The sequence below is a fragment of the Acetobacter sp. DmW_125128 genome, assembly GCF_008704325.1.
In the GTDB taxonomy this organism is placed as follows: Bacteria; Pseudomonadota; Alphaproteobacteria; order Acetobacterales; family Acetobacteraceae; genus Acetobacter; species Acetobacter oryzifermentans.
Window position 1 is genome coordinate 79,769 of sequence record NZ_VHOP01000012.1, and the last position, 15,508, is coordinate 95,276.

10 protein-coding genes are annotated in these 15,508 nt (G+C 54.7%); 8 read left to right on the forward strand and 2 right to left on the reverse strand.

The genetic code is table 11. The features are described from left to right. The first annotated feature begins 99 nt into the window (after window positions 1–99). Window positions 100–3,177 carry a bifunctional [glutamine synthetase] adenylyltransferase/[glutamine synthetase]-adenylyl-L-tyrosine phosphorylase gene (locus FKW19_RS05220; RefSeq protein ID WP_193561065.1) on the forward strand — a complete coding sequence of 1,026 codons (3,078 nt, stop codon included), beginning with the start codon at window positions 100–102 and terminating at the stop codon, window positions 3,175–3,177. A gap of 80 nt (window positions 3,178–3,257) precedes the next feature. Continuing rightward, window positions 3,258–3,746 carry a thioredoxin-dependent thiol peroxidase gene (gene bcp, locus FKW19_RS05225; protein WP_089178832.1) on the forward strand — a complete coding sequence of 163 codons (489 nt, stop codon included), beginning with the start codon at window positions 3,258–3,260 and terminating at the stop codon, window positions 3,744–3,746. Between the two features lie 27 nt (window positions 3,747–3,773). Here the strand turns inward: bcp and FKW19_RS05230 are convergent, their stop codons facing one another. Next, the gene (locus FKW19_RS05230) at window positions 3,774–4,178 is read right to left on the reverse strand and encodes a hypothetical protein (RefSeq protein WP_063353850.1); all 405 of its coding nucleotides are present in this window, start codon (window positions 4,176–4,178) and stop codon (window positions 3,774–3,776) included. Window positions 4,179–4,377: 199 nt separating this feature from the next. Then, the gene (locus FKW19_RS05235; protein WP_089178833.1) at window positions 4,378–5,661 is read right to left on the reverse strand and encodes an MFS transporter; all 1,284 of its coding nucleotides are present in this window, start codon (window positions 5,659–5,661) and stop codon (window positions 4,378–4,380) included. A gap of 235 nt (window positions 5,662–5,896) precedes the next feature. Here FKW19_RS05235 and FKW19_RS05240 point away from each other — a divergent pair, with 235 nt between their 5' ends. The 6 genes from FKW19_RS05240 (at window position 5,897) to FKW19_RS05265 (ending at window position 15,508) form a co-directional block, all read left to right on the forward strand. After that, complete coding sequence (locus FKW19_RS05240) at window positions 5,897–7,168, forward strand: DNA recombination protein RmuC (protein WP_006116066.1); 1,272 nt, start codon at window positions 5,897–5,899, stop codon at window positions 7,166–7,168. Between the two features lie 3 nt (window positions 7,169–7,171). Further along, window positions 7,172–7,903 carry a response regulator transcription factor gene (locus tag FKW19_RS05245; RefSeq protein WP_089178834.1) on the forward strand — a complete coding sequence of 244 codons (732 nt, stop codon included), beginning with the start codon at window positions 7,172–7,174 and terminating at the stop codon, window positions 7,901–7,903. After that, window positions 7,890–9,281 carry an ATP-binding protein gene (locus FKW19_RS05250; protein ID WP_089178835.1) on the forward strand — a complete coding sequence of 464 codons (1,392 nt, stop codon included), beginning with the start codon at window positions 7,890–7,892 and terminating at the stop codon, window positions 9,279–9,281. Before FKW19_RS05245 ends, FKW19_RS05250 begins: the two co-directional genes overlap by 14 nt. 97 nt (window positions 9,282–9,378) lie before the next feature. Then, entirely contained in the window at window positions 9,379–12,552 is a 3,174-nt protein-coding gene (locus tag FKW19_RS05255) for an efflux RND transporter permease subunit (RefSeq protein ID WP_035351625.1), read from the forward strand. Beyond that, on the forward strand, window positions 12,549–13,901 hold the full coding sequence (locus tag FKW19_RS05260) for an efflux RND transporter periplasmic adaptor subunit (protein WP_089178836.1): 1,353 nt from the start codon (window positions 12,549–12,551) through the stop codon (window positions 13,899–13,901). Before FKW19_RS05255 ends, FKW19_RS05260 begins: the two co-directional genes overlap by 4 nt. Continuing rightward, on the forward strand, window positions 13,898–15,508 hold the full coding sequence (locus FKW19_RS05265; protein WP_063353854.1) for an efflux transporter outer membrane subunit: 1,611 nt from the start codon (window positions 13,898–13,900) through the stop codon (window positions 15,506–15,508). Before FKW19_RS05260 ends, FKW19_RS05265 begins: the two co-directional genes overlap by 4 nt.

The window sequence follows — 15,508 nt, forward strand, 5'->3', positions numbered from 1 at the left end:
CCAGAAATTGCCGGGTTTTTGTGCGCCGTGGGCGCGTGGTGTCTTGACCGTTGGAAGTCAACGCAGCAAGCCTTTATTGTTCACAGCACGGGCCAGATCATGACGCAGGCAGACCATTCCCTTTTTCGAGACGTAAGGCAACCTAGAGGGCACGGTTCCCGCATGTGGCCAGATGCAGACTGGCCCGCTCCAGCAAATACACGTGCGGCTGATCTGTTTACGCAGGACATGCTGGTTCTGGCGCAGGAAGCAGGTGTTGCGCAATCTGTCATGATACAGCCGGGCGCGCGGGAACTGCTGGCGTGTCTTGGGGGCAACAGTCCGTATCTGGCAGATCTGGCGCGAGAAGACGTTCTGGCCTTTGCGGCCCTGCTGGAACAGGGGCCGGATATGTGTGTGCAGGATGCGTTTGCAACATGCGCAAAATTTGACACAACATCGGGGCGAGAGTGTGTCGCGGCTTTTTTGCGGCATACAAAAAAACGCATAGCTTTTATTTGTGCTGTGGCGGATCTGGGTGGCTTCTGGTCTTTGGAGGAAGTAACACATGCCCTGAGCCGCTTGGCTGATACCGCGCTGGATCTGGCTGTCAGGCATTTGTTGTGGTGTGCCTTTCAGGCGGGGCAACTGGCTTTACCCAACCCGGAACACCCCGCACAGGGCTGCGGCTTTGTAATTCTGGCCATGGGCAAGTTAGGCGCGCGGGAGCTGAATTTTTCATCCGATATAGACCTGATGGTGCTGTATGATCCCACAGCGTACCCTCAGTCGGACACAGTGCGGCGTGTGTTCGTGCGTATGACTAGCGATCTTGTCAGCCTGATGGAAGCACGAGATGCCAACGGATACGTTTTTCGCACAGATTTAAGGCTGCGGCCCGATCCATCTTCCACCCCTCCGGCGGTAACGGTGCAGGCCGCCATCCTGTATTATGAAAGCCTCGGCCAAACGTGGGAACGTGCGGCCATGACAAAAGCGCGTCCTGTGGCGGGAGATCTCACACTGGGGCGGCGTTTTCTGGTGGCTATTCGCCCGTTTATCTGGCGCAGGCATCTGGATTTTGCACTGATTGATGATCTGCATGACATGAAGGCCCGGATAGACCGTTACCGTAAGGCGGGCCGGACAGATTTAAGTAACCTACCAGATGCCGTGCTGGCAGATCCTTCCGCCAGCATAGAGTGGTTGTTGGGGCATAATCTTAAGCTGGGGCAAGGCGGGATTCGTGAAATTGAATTTATCGCGCAGGCCATGCAGCTTGTCTGGGGTGGGCGTGAGCCTACCTTGCGGGATAAAACTACCTTTGGTGCGCTTAAAAAGCTGGTAGGCTCAGGCCGCCTGCCGCGAGAAGAAGCCGAGGTTCTGGCCCGCACCTATCGTTTTTTGCGTGATGCCGAACACCGTTTGCAAATGCGTGCAGACCACCAAACCCACAGCTTGCCAGACACGCGGGAAGGGTTCGAGGCCTTTGCCATTTTCATGAACTATCCGGATGCCGAGGTTCTGGCGCTGGATATGTTGCCCCGTATGCGTGAGGCACGGCGCATTTTCGAGCGACATTTTGTGCTGCATTCCGCCCAGCCCGAAGAAGTGGAAGGCAGTGTGCTGGTGCCGGGGCCGGAAGATGGGCAAACGGCGGAACTCTTGCAAAAGCACGGTTTTCCGCCCGAACAGGTGCAGGAAGCCACACAGGTTCTTACCCGTTGGCGCGGCAACAGCTTGCGGGCGCTGCGGTCTGAGCGCGCGCATGCGTTGTTGCGTGTGCTGTTGCCCACATTGCTAGCCAGCTTTGGTGTGCGCAGCAATCCGCTGGCCTGTTTACGTCGGTTTGATGCGTTGCTGGCGCGGCAACATGCTGGGGTGCAGCTTCTTTCCCTGTTTGAACGCAATCCGGCATTAGTAGACCGCATTGCCAATATTTTTGATGCCTCCGTTTTTCTGGCAGATTATCTGGCAGACAAACCTTCTGCGTTGGAAGGGCTTTTGGAATCCGCGCCAGAAGAAGGGCGTACGGTTGTCGCCCGCCTTCAACATCTGGCGGAAGAAATGGCAGATGTTGAAGAGCTGGTAACGGCTTTGCGCCCACTTTTGCGTGGGGAGGAGTTTCGTCTATCTGTTGCCCTGCTGGAAAGCCGCATAACGGAAAACGAGGCCGAAAAGCAGCGCACGGTGCTGGCGGATACCATTATCACCATTGTAAAACAGGCGGTGGAAATAGAACACACACGCCGGTACGGGCATGTTCCGGGTGGTGGCATGGCCATTGTAGCACTTGGCAAAGCCGGTTCGCGCGAGATGATGCCGCGGTCTGATCTTGATTTGCTGATGGTGTTTGATCACCCCGAAGATGTGCAGGCCAGCGAGGTGCCGCAGGCGGATACAAAAGCAGAGCGTCCGCTGTTTTCTGCCCCGCGTTCTGTGGGGGTTGCACAATATTACACACGGCTGGCCCACGCCTTTATTGCGGCGCTGACAGCACCAGGCCCAGAAGGGCCCTTATATGCGGTAGATATGCGGTTGCGTCCTTCTGGTGCGGCGGGGCCGGTTGCTGTCTCGCGCCCTGCTTTTTTGCGTTACCATACGGAATCTGCATGGACATGGGAGTGCATGGCCCTGACCCGTGCCCGTATTGTGGCCGCTCCAGCAGAATTAAAGCATGCTTTAAGGCAGGATCTGGATACCATTCTGGATGGGCGTTTACGGGCCGAGCCAGCATCTCGTGCAACGCTGCTCAAAGATGCCAGCGCCATGCGCGCACGCTTGGCGCGCGATCTGCCTGCATCTTCTGTGTGGGATGTGAAGCGGCGGCTGGGTGGGTTGATAGATGTAGAATTTATTGCCCAGATTTATCAGTTGATTGGCGCAAATAGTGCCGTGCGGGATGTGAGCACGCGTTTGGCGCTGGGGCGGCTGGAAAAGGCAGGGCTGCTAAGTGCCGAGGATACTCAGTTTTTAAAGCAGGCTGAACTGTTCTGGCGCCAGCTTCAGGCTGTGTTGCGGCTGCTGTGCGGGGCCACGCCGCCTGTTGATCTGGAGCGTGATCTGGCTCCGGCATCGTTAAACGTGCTGCTGAAAGCCATGAAGTTGGAAACGCTGCCAGATCTGATTGAAAAGGCGAATATTCTGGCGCGTGATGTGCATGCAGTTTTTGCCCGGCTGGTTGGCCCGGTGGAATAAGGTAGGCTTGGCGCTGGAACAGCTTGCAGATCCTGCACGTTCACTTTGGCGTAAGAGATTTTAAAAGAAGGAAAACAAGCATGACGGAAAAACACACGCTTCAGGTAGGTGATGCTGCGCCTGCGTTTGATATGGAAGCAAGCGGTGGCCGTAAGGTGACGTTGGCAGATTTTAAGGGCAAGCCGTTTGTTCTGTATTTCTACCCTAAGGCAGATACACCCGGATGCACAAAAGAAGCCTGCGGATTTAACGAGGCCCTAAAGGATTTTGATAAAGCCGGACTAACCGTTATTGGCGTTTCGCGCGATCCGGTTAAAAAGCTGGATGCTTTTGCTGCCAAATATGATCTGACATTTCCCTTGGCATCAGATGAATCTGGCAGCGTGACAGAGGCCTATGGCGTGTGGGGGGACAAAACCAATTATGGCCGCCAGTATATGGGTATTGAGCGCACAACCTTCCTGATTGGGGCGGATGGCAAAATTGCGCATATCTGGCCCAAGGTTAAGGTGCCGGGCCATGTTGAAGCTGTGCTGGAAGCTGCCCGCACATTGGCGGGCAGTGCCTGATTTTTTACTTTCAGGCTTTAGCTTCTTTTACCATGCTTGGTAATATCCGCGCGGGCCGTAATAGCCGTAACCGGGGCCGGGCATAACTGGCACAGCGGGCACCACGTAAGCTGTTGGCGGCGGCGGAGGGGGCGGCGGTGGTGCGTAAACTACAGGCGGGCCACCAGCTATTGTGGCGCCAGCCAACGCCCCTACGGCCAAGCCACCAATAAGGGCACCTGCAATGGCACCGCCACCTGGGCCACGATGATGGTAATAACCACCTCTGGGGCCACCCCAACCTGGGCCGCCCGGTCCGCCACGTGGGCCACCACCCCAACCTGGTCCGCCCATCATATGTGGGCCGGGTTGTGCCTGCGCCATCGGCACGCTTGCCAAGCCAAGGCCCGTAATAACGGGCAGGGCCATAAGAAGTTTGGTAATCTGGCGCATGAAATGAGCCTCCTTGAAACAGGATTACACCTGCGTTCTTTGTCTCATCTCAAATAATGGCGCGTCTTATGGCAAATTAAAGGCGTATCCGCGGCGTTATTTTGCAATCTGATTTTATGAAACAACAAGGCCCGTAATTGATTACCCGAAATGGGCATGCTGCTTTTTTAACAAAGAGCAACATGCCGTGCACCGAATATCAGGAGCGTGCAGACGTATCGGTTGGCGCGGTAATGCGGTCTGTCTGTTTTAAACGCAAAACCGTAAATAGGGTTACGGCCGCACAGATGGAAACATATCCGGCAAACCAGTTTTCGTGCCCGATCTGTTTACACCACAGGGCAATATATTCCGTGGTGCCACCAAAAATGGAAACCGTAAGCGCATAAGGCAGGGCCACACCCAAAGCGCGAATACGGGTGGGAAAGAGCTCTGCTTTTACAATGGCGTTAATGGATGTGTAGCCAGAGGCAATAAACAGCGCCGTAACAATCAAGGCAAAAGCCGTCCAAGGGGATGAGGCCCCCGCAAGCACATGCAGCAGCGGAATGGTGCCAAATGTTGCGGCAAAGCCAAAAAACAGCAGCAATGGCTTGCGGCCAATTTTATCTGAAAGAGCCCCAAAAACAGGCTGCATGGCAGCAAACACCACAAGGCTGGCAGTAGAAATAAGGGTTGCTGTTTCCTTAGGAAAACCCAGCGTGTTGGCCAGATATTTCTGCATGTAAATGGTGTAGGTATAAAAGGCTACGGTGCCACCAAGGGTAAGGCCACATACCGTTAATACAGCCCGCCAATGGTGCAGAAGAACGCGAATGCCGCCTTTTTCTTCTTCTGTATGCGCGTTTTTAAAGCTGTCACTTTCTGTCATCTGGCGGCGTAGCCAGAACACAAGCACAGCCCCCAAAGCACCTATCAGAAACGGCACACGCCAGCCCCAGCTTGCAATTTGCTGGGGTGTAAGCAGCACGTATTGCATGAGCAGGAGCAGAACAAGGGCGAGCAGTTGGCCCATAACCAGCGTAACATACAAAAAACCAGACCAGAATCCGCGGTGATCGGGTGTGGCTACTTCTGCCAGATAGGTGGCGGATGCTCCGTATTCTCCCCCAAGGCTTAGGCCTTGCAACAGGCGGGCAATTAACAGGAGCAGCGGAGCGGCAAGGCCGATCTGGTCATATGTTGGGCATACGGCAATGGCCAAAGACCCTAAACACATTGTGAGCACCGAAATGGTGAGTGCGCTGCGTCGGCCATACCGATCTGCCGCCATACCCAACAGCCACCCACCCACAGGGCGCATAAAAAAGCCCACAGCAAATACCGCAGCCGCATTTAGCAGCTCGACCGTGGGGTTGCCGTGCGGGAAAAAGGCATGCGCAAAGTAAATGGTGAAAGAGGAATAAACATACCAATCAAAATATTCCAGCAGGTTGCCTGCGGAACCTGCCACAATGCCGCGGATGCGTTGTGCCGTGTTCACTCTATTGTTCTCCTGTCCGGAAAGGGCACGGTGTTATTTAAATCCGCGGCCTGAATGACGTGTTTTTATTGGCCTGCTACACAGCGTATGTTCTGCACGCAAGGCAGGCTAAGGGGTAGGTCATACCATTGCCGGTGGTCGATTGTCATTACGGTGCCGCGATAAAGCTGTTCTGGTGGGCATTCTATGCGTTTCTGGTGCTTGCTCTTGTTGCGGACATAAGACAAAACGGGGCATGAGTTCTGTAATTGTTCTTTTAAGTGTTGCTGTGTGCGCCTTGTTGTTGGGGGCAGGTCTTGTTGTGGTGCTGCGCCCTAAAGCAGGAGGTGGCACGGATGCAGATTTGCTGGCCCGGCTGTATGTTCTGGTAGAGCATGAGAGCGCGACGGCACGTTCCGAGAGTGCCGCGCAACGCAATGGCATGATGGAAATGGAACGCGCCATGGGTGGGCGTATTGAGCGTATGCGCACGGAGCTGGCGGAACAGCTTGGTGCATTGGCCGGAGGTCTGGGGCGAGAACAGGCGGAGGCCCGTGCCGCTCAGGCCGAAGCCCTGCGCAATCTGGCGGATACATCTGCCCAGCAGTTGGCCTCTATCCGCCACGCGGTTACGGAGCAACTGCACGAAGCTGTAGAGCAGCAGATGCAAACTTCGTTCCAGCGTGTGCTGGAGCAATTTTCCGCCATGCAAAAAGCCATGGGCGAAGTAAGGGCCATGACGGGCCAGATTGGAGACCTCAAGCGCCTTTTCAGCAATGTCAAAACCCGTGGTGGCTGGGGGGAAGCCCAGCTACGCGCCATTTTGGATGATGTACTGCCACCCGGCACGTATGAAAGCAATGTGCGGATTGGCAACGGAAACGATGTGGTGGAATTTGCCATCCGCATGCCTGTTAAATCCAGCACGCCTCCGCTTTTGCCTGTGGATAGCAAATTTCCCACAGAAGCCTATGAGCGGCTGCTCAACGCTGCGGATGAAGGTGATGCAGTGGCAGAAAAAGCTGCACGTAAATCTCTGGAAAACACCATGCGAGTGGAAGCGCGCAAGATTTCCAGCAAATATATTCACCCACCCAAAACGGTGGAGTTTGCCGTACTGTATCTGCCCACAGATGGGTTATATACAGAAGTGGCACGTATGCCGGGGCTGATTGATGAACTGGGGCGGCAGTTTCGGGTTATGGTTATGGGGCCTGCTCTTATGCCAGCCATGTTGCGCACAATCCATCTGGGGTACGTTACACTTGCGCTGGAAGAGCGGACAGAAACCATTGCGCGCCTGCTGGGGGCCACGCGGCAGGAAATGATCAAGATGGATGGCGTGCTGGATAAACTGGCACGAAATGCACAGGCCATGTCTTTTTCTATCGAGGAAGCCCGTAGGCGCACACGTTCGGTTAGCCGCAAGTTGCGTGAACTGGATGAACCGGAAGACAATGCCGCCGGAATAGAAGAGTCTGAAATGGAATTTACTGGTGTTGATTCAAATGGAGCGGCATCAGTGTAAAAGATGAATGGAACAGCGGATATGCTTAAGGAAGATGCCGATTTTTTCTCACCCAATGGGAAAGCGGTGCTTCTGGTAGAAGATGACAGCACCATAGCCGAGGAAATTGCAGCTGAACTGACAGCCCGCGGTTTTAAAGTGCTGCACAAAGCCACAGGTGATGCCGGGCTGGAAGCTGCCTTACGGTTAGAAGCAGACGTTATGGTGGTGGACCGTCTTTTGCCCGGTCTGGATGGTTTGAGCGTTATAGAAACCATGCGCCAGCAGGGCATACGCCTGCCTGTGCTGGTGCTTTCTGCCCTTTCTGCGGTGGATGATCGGGTAACAGGCCTTAAGGCTGGGGGCGATGATTATCTAACCAAGCCCTTCGCCATAGAAGAGCTTGTGGCCCGGATAGAAGCCCTGTTGCGTAGGCCGGATGATACGCGCAGCACCAAGTTGCATCTGGGCCCAATTGATATGGATCTGATAGAACGCCGCGTCTGGCGCGATGGGCGGGAAATAGAGCTGTTGCCGCGTGAGTTCCGTTTGCTTGAATACCTTATGCGCAGGCCGGGGCAGGTGCTTACACGTTCCATGTTGCTGGAGGATGTGTGGCAATATCGGTTTATTCCGCGCACCAATCTGGTGGATGTGCATATTGGCAAGTTGCGGCGCAAAATTGATGGGCCGGGAGAGGAACCGTTGATCGAAAGTATTCGCGGAACGGGATTCCGGCTGCGTGTTCCTGACTGAACTTTTTCGCACAGCTACTTTTCGCATCACCCTTATGGCGCTGGCCGCCATGGCGGGGGTGATGGTCATGCAGTTTGGTCTGGTTTACGCGCAGCTTGAGGCCGTGGAATCGCGCCGTTCCACCGAGTTGCTGAAAGGTGAGGCCGAACTGCTGGCCCAGATGTCTCCCGAGCATCTGGAATACGTTATCCGCCGCCGTGCCACGGATGATCTGCGGCTGATTATTAACAGTGCTGGGCTGTTTGATTCCGGGCATGCTCTTATCGCAGGGGATTTGCGCACTTGGCCCAAGGGCCTAAAGGCAGATGGCAAACCCCACAATGTAGAAATTTACCCCGAAGAAGGGGATTCGTACCCCTTGCGTGTGCTGGCGGAAAAACTGCCAGATGGCACCATTCTGGTGTTGGGGCGCAGCTTCCATCTGCTTTCCGAACAAAAGCTCATGCTGCGCCACACCATGCTGGTGGCGGCTATTCCTACCTTTGTGTTTGCGTTGTTTCTGGGCATCGTGCTCAGCCATCGTGCTCTTTCCCGCGTGAAGGAAATGCACGAGGCTATAGACCGCATTATGGCCGGAGATATCCATGAACGTTTGCCCGCTGCCAAGGAGCGGGATGATCTGGAACGCTTGGCCGGTAGTGTAAACCGTATGCTGGATCGGCTGGAGCGGTTGATGGACGATATGCGGGAAGTAGGGAATGATATTGCGCATGATTTGCGCACCCCGCTTTCTCGCATGCGTGCCAGATTGGAGCGGGCTCTTTCTGCTTGCGCAGAGCCAGAGGCGCTGGAGGCGGCCGTAGGGCGTGCTGTAGATGATCTGGACCAGTGCATGGGTATTATCACTGCGTTGCTGCGTATTGCGGAAATAGAAAACAGCCGCAGAAAAGCAGGCTTTGGGCAAGTGCTTTTAGCCGATCTGGTGGCAGACGTATTTGATTTGTATGAACCCATAGCTGAAATGGAAGATAAAGTGCTGGTTACAAAGGAGGGGGAAGCCCCCTGCTTTGTATGGGGGGATCGGCACTTGTTGATCGAGCTTTTGGCCAATCTGGTGGATAATGCCATAAAGTTCACACCAGAAGGTGGGCGCATTATTCTTGGCTCGCAACGCATCAACGGTGCGGCATCTCTGTTTGTTACGGATACGGGCGTAGGTATTGCACCGGCTGAAAGAGAAGCTGTTCTTTCACGCTTTTATCGGTCGGACAAAAGCCGCCACGTACCGGGGAGTGGGCTGGGGCTTAGCCTTGTGTGTGCCATTGCGCATCTGCACGAAGCCCATGTCACCATTGAAACAGGGGCGGAGGGTGTTGGCACCTGTTTCAGAATTACCTTTCCATCCGCTTTTTTACAAAAGGTTGAAGATTGCACGTAATGATGTTGGCGGGCCGCAGATATGTATGTAACGATAAAACCATGCCAAATCTGCCTGTCTGCAATGCAGCGTCTCTAACTGTGCAAGGTTGGAGCGCATGAACGAAATTGTCGTTACCGCGCTTAAAAAGCCGTATACGTTTGTGGTGCTTTCCATCCTGATTCTGGTGTTCGGAATCAGGGGAATATTCAATACGCCTACAGACGTATTTCCCAGCATTCGTATTCCTGTTGTGGCAGTGGTCTGGACCTATACGGGCCTGATGCCAGAGGATATGTCTGGCCGCGTCGTGTATTATTACGAGCGCGCTCTCACCGCGACCGTGAATAATATCGAACATATCGAGAGCCAATCGTATTATGGCCGCGGGATTGTGAAGATCTACTTCCAGCCCGGTACAGATACATCTGTGGCGCAAACCCAGATTACCTCGGTATCGCAGACAGTTATCAAGCAGATGCCCACGGGCTCTACACCGCCGCTGGTGCTGGCTTATAACGCATCCTCTGTGCCGGTTGTGACGTTGCAGGTGTCTTCCACCTCCATGACGGCCTCACAAATTTACGACATGTCCTCCAACCTTATCCGTCCGGCGCTTGTTTCCGTGGCGGGGGCTGCCATTCCCAACCCGTACGGCGGGCAGCCAGGTAATATCATGGTGGATCTGGACCCGGTAAAACTGCTGGCGCATCGGCTTTCCCCGGTTGATGTCTCGCGCGCGTTGAACAGCCAGAACATTGTGCTGCCTGCGGGGGATCAGCGCATTGGCCCGTTTGACTGGATGGTGCAGACCAACGCCTCTCCCAAAAACATGGAAGAGCTGAACATGATCCCCATCAAACAGGTGGGGGATGCCGTGGTGCGGTTGCAGGATGTGGCATGGGTGCATGCAGGCGGCCCGCCACAAACCAACCTTGTGCTGGTTAAAGGGCAGCAGGGCGTTCTGATTGTTATTATGAAAAGTGGCGATGCCTCTACGCTGGATGTTGTGGCGGGGGTTAAAAAGCTGCTGCCGGGCATTGTAAAAACTCTGCCAGAGGGCGTGAGCATCAAGATTTTGAATGATGCCTCTACCTTTGTGAAGGAATCCGTGCAGGACGTGGTGCGTGAAATGCTCACTGCTGCGTGCCTCACCGGGCTTGTGGTGCTGCTGTTTCTGGGCTCTTGGCGTTCTACCGTTATTATTGCCACCTCCATTCCGCTGGCCATGCTGTGCTCGGTTATTGGGTTGGGTTGGGCCGGGCAGACCATCAATGTCATGACACTGGGCGGCTTGGCGCTGGCCGTGGGGATTTTGGTGGATGACGCCACGGTGATGATCGAAAACATCGACGCGCATCTTGAGATGGAAAAGGATCTGGAAACGGCCATTATTGATGCCGCAAACCAGATTGTTATCCCCACCTTTGTATCCACCATGTGTATCTGCATTGTGTGGATGCCGCTGTTCCAGCTTACGGGTGTTGCGGGCTGGCTGTTTATGCCTATGGCAGAAGCCATCATTTTTGCCATGATCGCCTCCTTTATCCTGTCCCGAACACTGGTGCCCACTATGGCCAAATACATGCTGGCGGCACAGGTGGCCGCACATGCACATGGCCCGCAGGAGCCCAAAACCATTTTTGGCCGCTTTCAGCGTGGGTTTGAGCATAAGTTCGAGCAGTTCCGGCATCGCTATCACGAGCTGCTGTCTCATCTGGTGGCAACGCGTGGTACGTTTGTGCCGGTGTTTGTGCTGTGCTCACTTGGTTCCTTGGGGCTGCTGTTCTTTGTGGGGCAGGATTTCTTTCCCGAAGTGAACTCAGATGCCATTGCCCTGCATATGCGTGCGCCCATTGGCACAAGGTTGGAAGAATCCGGCAAGATTTCCCAGCTTGTGAATGATGAGATCGAACGCACATTGCCGGGGCAGGTAGAAGGGTTGGTTGATAACTGCGGTCTGCCCTTCAGCCCGTTGAATCAGGCTTATATTCCAACGCCAACAGTGGGCACGCAGGATTGCGATATTACGGTTTCACTTAAAAATCCGGCATCTCCTGTGGCCGAATATCGGCGGCTTTTGCGCCATAACCTGAACATGAAGTTCCCCGGCACACAGTTTTCCTTCCTGCCGGGGGATCTGACAGCCAAAATCCTGAACTTTGGTTTGCCATCACCTATTGATGTGCAGGTGGTTGGGCGCAATCTGGCGGACAATTTCCGATTTGCGAACCGTCTGGCAGAACGTCTGCGTCATGTTACGGGCCTGACAGACGTGTTTGTGCAACAGCCCATGACAACCCCCACACTTATGGTGAATACCCGCCGTACTTACGCGCTGGGAACTGGCATTACAGAATCCGATGTTGCCAATAACGCACTGGTTTCTCTGTCTGGTAGTTCTCAGGTGGGGCAGGTTTACTGGTTGGATACCAAAACCGGTGTTTCGCATCTGATTGATATTCAAACGCCAGCGCCCTTCCTCCAGACCATGAATGATCTGGAAATCACGCCTGTTGATAAAGGGGATGGCAACCCATCTGGCCAAGATCCGCAAATCTTGGGTGGGTTGAGCAAGATCGATCAGATCGGCACCCCGGCGGAGGTGGCGCATTACAATATCATGCCGGTGTTTGATATTTACGCCACGAATGAGGGGATAGACCTCGGCACGGTCTCACGCGAGGTGTCGCGTATTGTAGACGAAGTGCAGGGTGACCTGCCGCATGGCTCCTCCCTCAGTGTGCTGGGGCAGGCTGTTACCATGAACAGCGCTTACGCCCAGTTGCTGGGTGGCTTGGCCATGTCTGTGCTGTTGGTTTACCTGCTGATTGTGGTGAACTTTCAGTCCTGGTTGGACCCGTTCATCATCATCACCGCATTGCCCGGCGCACTGGCTGGTATTTCATGGAGCCTGTTTCTAACGCACACCACGCTTTCCGTGCCAGCCCTTACAGGGGCCATTATGTGCATGGGTACGGCCACGGCCAATGCTATTCTGGTTGTAGCTTTTGCGCGTGAACGTCTGGAAGAACATGGTGATGCCATTCAGGCCGCGCTGGAAGCTGGGTTTGAGCGTATTCGCCCAGTGCTGATGACAGCCTCCGCCATGATTATCGGCATGTTGCCCATGTCTTTAAGTAACTCGCAAAACGCACCCTTGGGTAAGGCCGTTATGGGCGGCCTGATAGTGGCAACAGTTGCCACTCTGCTGTTCGTACCCTGTGTTTTTGCCATGCTGCACACACGTAAAAAACCGCATGAAACCGAACAAGAGGAAGCTGCCGCATGACCCAAGAGCATCCAGACGCTTCAGGGCCTCAATCTCCCACACCGGCTGGCAGCACACGTAAGCGCAAAATCGGGTTTGTGGCTGTTGGCGGGGTTGCCACCCTGCTGGCAGTGGTGGGTATTGTTCAGCGCCATACGCAGTACGTTAATCTGGCGCACGAAACGGCACATAACGCTATTCCATCCGTGCAGGTTATCTACCCCCAGCCGGGCCCGGATGAACGCACTCTTTCCCTGCCTGCCAATATAGCAGCATGGTATCAGGCACCCATTTATGCGCAGGTCTCTGGCTACGTGAAAATGTGGTACAAAGATTTCGGTGCCAAGGTGAAGGCGGGCGATGTGCTGGCCGAAATTGATACACCGGGGTTAGATGCTCAATTTGCCGCAGCTAAAGCCAACCTGAATGTGGCACTGGCGCGGTATAAGCTGGCCCAGATTACAGCAAAACGCTGGAAGGCCCTGCAAGGCACGCAAGCTGTTTCTCAGCAGGAAGTGGATGTGCAGGCAGCCAATGCAGAAGCCCAAAAGGCCGAGGTAGAAGCAGCGCAGCATGATGTGGAGCGTTATGCTGCGCTGGAAGCGTTCAAAAAAATTGTTGCGCCTTTTGATGGCGTTGTGACATCGCGCTTGGCGGATGTGGGGGATTACGTCAACGCAGGGCGTGGGGATGTAGATGCTCACGGCAATGCCACCGAATTGTTTAGTGTGGCGGATGTGCACGCCATGCGTGTGTTTGTAGCCGTGCCGCAAGATTATGCAGATATTATCTCCCCGCGGTTGGAGGCAGATTTAAGTATTCCGCAATATCCTGAACGCACATTCCGGGCACATTTTCTGGCCACGGCTTCGGCCTTTAATGCATCTACCCGTACCGTTACAACAGAACTTACACTGGACAATAAATCTGGTGAACTCTGGCCCAATTCCTACGCCACAGCCACGTTCCATGCCCCCGGTGATACGGAAGAGCTGATTTTGCCACTAGGTGCTATTGTGTTCAGGGCGGAAGGCACGCAGGTTGCGCTGGTGGATGATACCAACCACGTGCATCTGGTGAATGTTACCCTAGGCACCAACTTTGGAACCACGGTGCAGATTCTGCGTGGTGTGAAGAAAACGGATCGGGTAATCAACAATCCATCTGCTGGGCTGCTGGATGGGCAGGAAGTGCGCATTGTTAAAGGCACACCCGGCTATAACATGCCCAGCACGCCGCCAGCCGTTAAAAAAGCAGAACCCAAAAAGCCAGCGCCTCCCACCAAATCATCCCAAGGGGAAGATGGGGATGACACCCGCGCGATGCCTGATGATAACGCGGATATGTCTGAAGCTGGGGCCCGCCCATGAGGAAAGGGAACATTCTGCCGCGTAAAGTTACACATATTCTGTTGGTAGGGGTGGCAACATCGGCCTTGGTGGGCTGCGATATGGCACCCCGCTATAAGCCTGCGCAATTTGTGCTGCCCGATAACTGGAGCGGGCAGGGCGTGATGAAGCCCGCCCACCCATCGGATGATGCCATTCGGCCCGATTGGTGGACAATGCTGGGTGATCCGGAACTCAACCGGCTGGAAGATCAGGCCATGCGCCTGAACCCGGATTTGCAGGCGCAGGCAGAGGCGTTCATGCAATCGCGCGATATGGCAGCGGAAGCCAAATCCCACCTTTACCCGCAGTTAAATGGGGCGGCGAGTGGGGCCAAATATAAAGGCTCCCAACACCGGCTATGGCGTGGGGCCGGGGCAACCGGGCCGATGTATATGTCGTCCGAGCAGTATTCGGCCACCGCAACGTGGGAGCCGGATTTCTGGTCTGCCATCCGCAACCGTATCCGTATGGCCAAGCAGGGTGTGCAGGAAGATGCCGCAAATTATGCCTCTGCACGCTTAAGCCTTCAGGCAGAACTAGCATCGGATTACGTTATTCTGCGTGGGTTGGATGCGCAGGATGCGGTGTATAAGGATTCTATCCGGTATTATCAGACAGCCGTGCAAGTTACGCGCATGCGTCTGGCAGGGGCCATTGCGCCGGGTATGGATGTTTCCCGCGCAGAAGCTCAGCTTTACACCACGCAGGCGCAGGAAACCGATATTCGCACCCAGCGTGATGTTATGGAACACGCTATAGCCGTGCTGGTTAATCAGGCTCCGGCCTCATTTCATATCGCGCCGGTTACAAAGCTGACGTTTGAGGAAAAAGAGCCACCTATAGCGCTGCCATCCACTTTGCTGGAACGCAGGCCAGATATTGCCGCAGCAGAACGGCGCATGGCACAAGCAAACAGAGCCATCGGTGTGTCTCGCGCCGCGTTTTATCCGCACGTTACGTTTAACGCCATGACAGGCTTTATGGATAACGGGTTCGATCTGGCTTCGTTGTACAACGCTATGTATCAGTTTGGGGCACAAGCAGTGCTGCCGTTGTTCCAAGGTGGTTTGCGGCGTGCAGAATTGCAGCGCACTTGGTCGGGCTATCGGCAAACGGAAGATATTTACCGCAGCACGGTGTTAGATGCCTTTCAGGAAGTGGAAGACAATCTCACGCGCACCAATCGTTTGAAAACGCAGGTTAAGCAGGAAAGCAACGCCGTAGATGCCGCCTTGCGCACGCAGGGCATGACTATGGCACTCTATACTGGTGGCCTAACCAATTATCTGGATGTTGTGGTGGCGCAGGTAGCGGCGCTGAATGCCCGCATTTCATTAGTGCAGGCGCAAACCCGACAGGTGGATGCGCGTGTGCAGCTTGTGCGTGCCCTTGGTGGTGGGTGGTCTCGTAGCCAATTGCCGCACGGTGAGGAAACCATCATGCCTTTCAAGCCCTTGCAGTATGAAAACCTGCGCCATGCAGCGCCTTTGGGTGGCATTAGCACCCAGACAGATCCGCTTTCCAATGATCTGACAGGCGGCATGAAAAATACACAACCACTTGACACGCAGCCAGCGCCCCGGTAA

Bases quoted from the DNA above. Each gene is read 5' to 3' on its own strand.
- bcp (WP_089178832.1), top strand. From the start codon at position 3,258: ATGACGGAAAAACACACGCTTCAGGTAGGTGATGCTGCGCCTGCGTTT.
- FKW19_RS05265 (WP_063353854.1), top strand. From the start codon at position 13,898: ATGAGGAAAGGGAACATTCTGCCGCGTAAAGTTACACATATTCTGTTG.
- FKW19_RS05230 (WP_063353850.1), bottom strand. From the start codon at position 4,178: ATGCGCCAGATTACCAAACTTCTTATGGCCCTGCCCGTTATTACGGGC.
- FKW19_RS05260 (WP_089178836.1), top strand. From the start codon at position 12,549: ATGACCCAAGAGCATCCAGACGCTTCAGGGCCTCAATCTCCCACACCG.
- FKW19_RS05245 (WP_089178834.1), top strand. From the start codon at position 7,172: ATGAATGGAACAGCGGATATGCTTAAGGAAGATGCCGATTTTTTCTCA.
- FKW19_RS05240 (WP_006116066.1), top strand. From the start codon at position 5,897: ATGAGTTCTGTAATTGTTCTTTTAAGTGTTGCTGTGTGCGCCTTGTTG.
- FKW19_RS05255 (WP_035351625.1), top strand. From the start codon at position 9,379: ATGAACGAAATTGTCGTTACCGCGCTTAAAAAGCCGTATACGTTTGTG.
- FKW19_RS05220 (WP_193561065.1), top strand. From the start codon at position 100: ATGACGCAGGCAGACCATTCCCTTTTTCGAGACGTAAGGCAACCTAGA.